This window comes from Chryseobacterium sp., assembly GCF_022712095.1.
Classification (GTDB): Bacteria; Bacteroidota; Bacteroidia; order Flavobacteriales; family Weeksellaceae; genus Chryseobacterium.
In genome coordinates this window covers 1-4,945 of sequence record NZ_JALAHD010000194.1, presented here as the reverse complement: position 1 = coordinate 4,945, position 4,945 = coordinate 1, and the positions used below count along the sequence as shown (strand labels likewise).

6 protein-coding genes are annotated in these 4,945 nt (G+C 36.5%); 4 read left to right on the top strand and 2 right to left on the bottom strand.

Translation table 11 applies throughout. The annotated features are described in order from the left end of the window. Positions 1–1,216 (bottom strand): imidazolonepropionase (hutI, locus tag Q0A18_RS10085; RefSeq protein ID WP_292010020.1); only part of this gene is annotated, 1,216 nt, incomplete at its 3' end. A gap of 73 nt (positions 1,217–1,289) precedes the next feature. Here hutI and ruvB point away from each other — a divergent pair. From ruvB to coaE, 4 genes are read left to right on the top strand one after another with little or no spacing between them, the layout of a single operon-like run. Further along, positions 1,290–2,312, top strand: a complete 1,023-nt coding sequence (gene ruvB / locus Q0A18_RS10080; RefSeq protein ID WP_292010019.1) for a Holliday junction branch migration DNA helicase RuvB — start codon at positions 1,290–1,292, stop codon at positions 2,310–2,312. Positions 2,313–2,336: 24 nt separating this feature from the next. Next, complete coding sequence (locus Q0A18_RS10075) at positions 2,337–2,957, top strand: FMN-binding negative transcriptional regulator (RefSeq protein ID WP_292010018.1); 621 nt, start codon at positions 2,337–2,339, stop codon at positions 2,955–2,957. 12 nt (positions 2,958–2,969) lie between these two features. Further along, a complete protein-coding gene (locus tag Q0A18_RS10070) occupies positions 2,970–3,836 on the top strand; it encodes an MBL fold metallo-hydrolase (protein WP_292010017.1) in 867 nt (288 codons plus the stop codon). A gap of 3 nt (positions 3,837–3,839) precedes the next feature. Continuing rightward, the gene (coaE, locus tag Q0A18_RS10065) at positions 3,840–4,463 is read left to right on the top strand and encodes a dephospho-CoA kinase (protein ID WP_292010016.1); all 624 of its coding nucleotides are present in this window, start codon (positions 3,840–3,842) and stop codon (positions 4,461–4,463) included. A gap of 94 nt (positions 4,464–4,557) precedes the next feature. Here the strand turns inward: coaE and Q0A18_RS10060 are convergent. Then, on the bottom strand, positions 4,558–4,945 hold a 388-nt coding region (locus Q0A18_RS10060; RefSeq protein ID WP_292010015.1), incomplete at its 5' end, for a T9SS type A sorting domain-containing protein.

Below are 4,945 nucleotides of genomic sequence, written 5' to 3'. Positions count from 1 at the left end.
TTTTTCCATTGATATAAATTGTGTGTGTGTTTAGACTTCCTTGATTATAAAGGATATTTTGAAAATTATTGGTTGTAAATGTTATAAAATCAGCTTTCATTCCTTCTTCTAATTTTCCCCTGTCATTAAAGCCTAATGCAAATGCAGCTCTGAAAGTAATTCCTGCCAGCACTTCTGCTGTAGTCAGTTTTTCATAAGTTGCCAGAATAGATGCCTGTGTAATAAGATTTCCCATAGGTGCCGACCCTGGATTCCAGTCACTGGCAATCGCTAATATAGCACCTGCATCTAAAAGGTTTCTTGCAGGAGTAAATTTCTCACCCAAACCTAAACTCGCTCCTGGAAGAGCTGTTGCCACCGTATGTGATTGTGCTAAATATCGAATATCTTCATCCGCTGTAGCTTCCAAATGGTCAGCCGATTGCGCTCCCACCTCTACAGCTATTCTTGAACTTCCCGGCGTAAACTGATCTGCATGCACGGTAATTTTAAAACCTAAGTCTTTAGCTGTATTCAGAAATGCTTTACTTTCTTCCGGCTGGAAAGCAGATTTTTCAATAAAAATGTCTACACGATTCGCCAGATGCTCTTCTTTTACTTTAGGTAAAATCTGTTGAATGATATATTCCAGATATTTCTGGTTATCACCTTCAAAATCTCTGGGCTTCAAATGGGCAGCAAGACATGTAGGAACCAGCGTTGCCGGAGTCAGACCTTGTGCCTTTTTAATGATCCTCAACATTTTCAGCTCATTATCCACATCCAACCCGTAACCGCTTTTTATTTCTATAGTAGTGATTCCTAAATGAATCAGGAAATTAATTCTCTTGAGTAATGTATCTAAAAGCTCTTCTTCTGAAGCACTCCTTGTATGCTGTACTGAACTCCATATTCCACCACCGCTTTCAGCAATTTCGAGATAAGTCTTTCCAGCATTCCTCATGGCAAAATCATTGGCTCTGTTCCCACCAAAACAAATATGGGTATGAGAGTCTACAAAAGCAGGAAGAAGAATTTGCTCTCCATTGGTTTTTTCGATCTCAATATTTTCAAATTCCGATCTAAGATTTGCAAAATTCCCGACTGCCTTAATTTTATCCTGATCCACTACAATTCCCCCTTCGGGAATGATTTCCAGTTGATCATCAGACAGTTTACCTCTTAAAGAAAGATTAGAAAGTGTTATAATTTGTTTGAATGGTCCTATTAATTTCATGTTTGCTAATTTACAAATACAATTTCAGAATTAACTTCAAAAATCCTATCTTTGAGGTAAACGAAATGAATTAATGCCTGATTTTTTACATCCGGATAAAGAGAACTATTCCCGTGAAGAGCTCATGCAGGAGGAACAAATTCGCCCCCAGAGCTTTAGAGATTTTGCGGGACAGAGAAAAACGCTGGAAAACCTTGAGGTTTTCGTTGCCGCAGCCAAAAACCGTGGTGGTGCTCTTGATCATGTTCTTCTTCATGGTCCTCCCGGTTTAGGAAAAACGACTCTGGCTCATATTATAGCTAATGAATTAGGGGTAAACTGTAAAATAACTTCAGGGCCAGTATTGGATAAACCTGGAAGTTTAGCCGGATTACTAACCAATCTTGAAGAAAATGATGTTCTTTTTATTGATGAAATCCATCGTCTTTCTCCTATAGTGGAAGAGTATTTATATTCTGCCATGGAGGATTACAAAATTGACATCATGCTTGAAACAGGGCCTAATGCAAGAAGCGTACAAATCGGGCTGAATCCTTTTACTTTAGTGGGAGCTACTACAAGAAGCGGAATGCTTACTAAGCCTATGCTGGCCAGATTCGGTATTCAAAGCAGACTGGAATATTACACTATCGAACTTTTAGCAATGATCATTGAAAGGAGCTCACGTGTATTGGGAGTAAAAATTTATGAAGATGCTGCCATTGAAATCGCCCGGAGGAGTCGTGGAACTCCCAGAATTGCTAACGCCCTTCTGAGAAGAGTTAGGGATTTTGCTGAAATCAAAGGAAATGGCGAAATCGAAATCAACATTACAAAATATGCATTGAACTCTTTAAATGTGGACGAATTTGGTCTTGATGAAATGGATAATAAGATCATGCGCGTTATGATTGAAAACTTCAGAGGAAAACCAGTAGGAATTTCTGCACTGGCTACTTCTATCGGAGAAAATCCGGAAACTCTTGAAGAAGTTTACGAACCTTTTTTAATTCAGGAAGGTTTTATCATCCGTACACCCAGAGGAAGAGAAGTTACAGAAAAAGCTTACCAACATCTGAACATTACTAAACCTAAGAATCCGGGAGAATTATTTTAATCTATATTCCATATCCATTTACCTATGTTTACACCTAAGTTATTTCAAAGCAACGATTATAATTTAATGAAAGAAATCATCAGGGAAAATGCTTTTGCTTTATTAATCTCTTCCGAGGATAAATTAAGAGCAACTCATTCTTTAATGATGCTGAATGAAGATAATCCTGATCAAATTTATCTGGAAACTCATATTTCCAGAGCGAACCCCCAAGCAAAGACTCTAAAGAACGGTAATAAAGTTCTTTGTGATTTTCTTGGCTCTCATTCCTATATTTCCAGTAGCTGGTACGAGCAGGTAAATGTCTCTACATGGAATTATGAAGCAGTACAAATTTACGGTGAAATACAAATCATGAATTCCGATGAGCTTTATAATCATCTGGAGAAATTAACTTATAAATATGAGAAGTTTCAACAATGCCCCATGTACGTTAAAAATATGGGAAAGGAATTTGTAGAAAAAGAAATGAAAGGGGCTTTTGGAATGAAAATCATTCCAACTGAAATCTATATTAAGCAGAAACTTTCCCAAAACAGAAAGGAAACAGATTTTGAAAATATTATCTCTCAGCTTGAAAAGACAGATGATCAAGGGAAAAAGATCGCAAAAAAAATGAAACTGATAAAAAATAAAACATTATAACATACTTATTATATGAAATTATATCCTATACAATGCGGGAAATTTAAATTGGACGGAGGTGCCATGTTTGGAGTCGTCCCCAAAAGCCTATGGGAAAAGACAAACCCGGCAGATGAAAAAAATCTGATAGAACTGGGAACACGCTCTTTACTCATAGAAGATGGAAAAAAATTAGTGCTCGTAGACTGTGGACTGGGGAATAAGCAAGATGAAAAGTTCTTTGGACATTATTCTTTATGGGGAGACGACAATTTAGACAAAAACCTCCAAAAATATGGATTTGTAAGAGAGGATATTACAGATGTTTTTCTCACCCATTTGCATTTTGATCACTGCGGAGGAGCTATTGAATGGAATGATGATAAAACAGGCTACCGTCCTGCATTTAAAAACGCTCAGTTCTGGACAAATGAAAATCATTGGGAATGGGCAACAGAACCTAACCCAAGAGAGAAAGCAAGTTTTCTGAAAGAAAATATCATTCCCATTCAGGAAAGTGGACAGCTAAATTTTTTACCTCTTCCTACAACAGGAAATTATGGTTTTGCTCCAGATCTTAAAATGGATGTTATCTTTGTAGACGGACATACAGAAAAACAAATGCTGCCAGTCATCCAATATCAGGAAAAAACAATTGTATTCGCAGCAGACCTTATCCCTACAGTAGGGCATATTCCTCAGGTATATGTAATGGGATACGACACAAGACCTCTTTTAACATTAGAAGAAAAAGGAAAATTCTTAAAACAATGTGTAGATAATGATTATCTATTATTTTTTGAGCATGATGCACATCATGAACTGGCAAGTTTAAAAATGACTGAAAGAGGTGTCCGACTTGACCAGACATATAGTTTTAATGAAGTTTTCGGATATTAAATTATGGAAGAATTACACTCAGAAACCGCTAAGCCTGACCCCGAACCGAAGATTATCGGATTAACGGGAGGAATAGGATCAGGTAAAACAACAGTCGCTCACTTTATTGAAGAATTGGGATTCCCGGTTTATTATTCTGACGACAGAGCCAAAACTATCGTCAATGAAAACGAAGGGCTAAAGGCAAAAATTAAAGAACTTTTAGGGGATGATTCTTATGATACCAATGGAATCTACGACCGAAAGTATGTTGCAAAGAAAGTATTCAAGAATAATGATCTTCTGCAGCAGCTCAACGAGATTATCCATCCGGCTGTCCGCATTGATTTTGAAGACTGGGTAAAAAGACAATCAAAATATCTGGTTTTTAAAGAAACAGCTTTATTGTTTGAGCTTAAACTCAATTTACAATGTCACAAATCTCTTCTTGTTACGGCTGAAGATAATATAAGAATCAAAAGGGTTATGGACAGGGATCAGAAGACTTATCGTGAAGTAGAGTCTGTAATGGAGCGACAAATGTCTGAAAAGGATAAAGTAAAACTTGCCGATTATATTATCTACAATAATACTAATCTTGAAGATTTAAAAGAACAGACCGAACAAACGGTTTTTAAAATAGAATAACATATATACAACCTACCGGGATTCCTGGTAGGTTTTTTATTCAAAAAAATAAGCTCTCATTTCTGAGAGCTTATTCTATTTTAAAATAATCAATTTATTCTTTAATAAATTTCTTTTGAGCTGATACCTGACCATCTTCAATGTCTATCATATATACTCCCTGAATCAGCTTGCTTACATCAATTTTGTTATTTAAAATAATTCCGCTTGATATAAGTTGTCCTACTGAATTATAGAGTTTATAATTAGCTCTTGCACTGATATTTTTAATATTCAATACAGATCGTACAGGGTTAGGGTAAATAAGGATACCACTCTGGTCAGTCGGGTTAGGAATAACCTGTTTAGATATTCTTACCGTGTAGTCTTCAACCTCTCCATTGTCAAAACTTGTACAGTTTACAGGAATACCATCTCTCTGCATGGCTACTCTCATTACAACATATTTGTAATCTGTCATGCTGATGAAGGCGTCTGCAGGT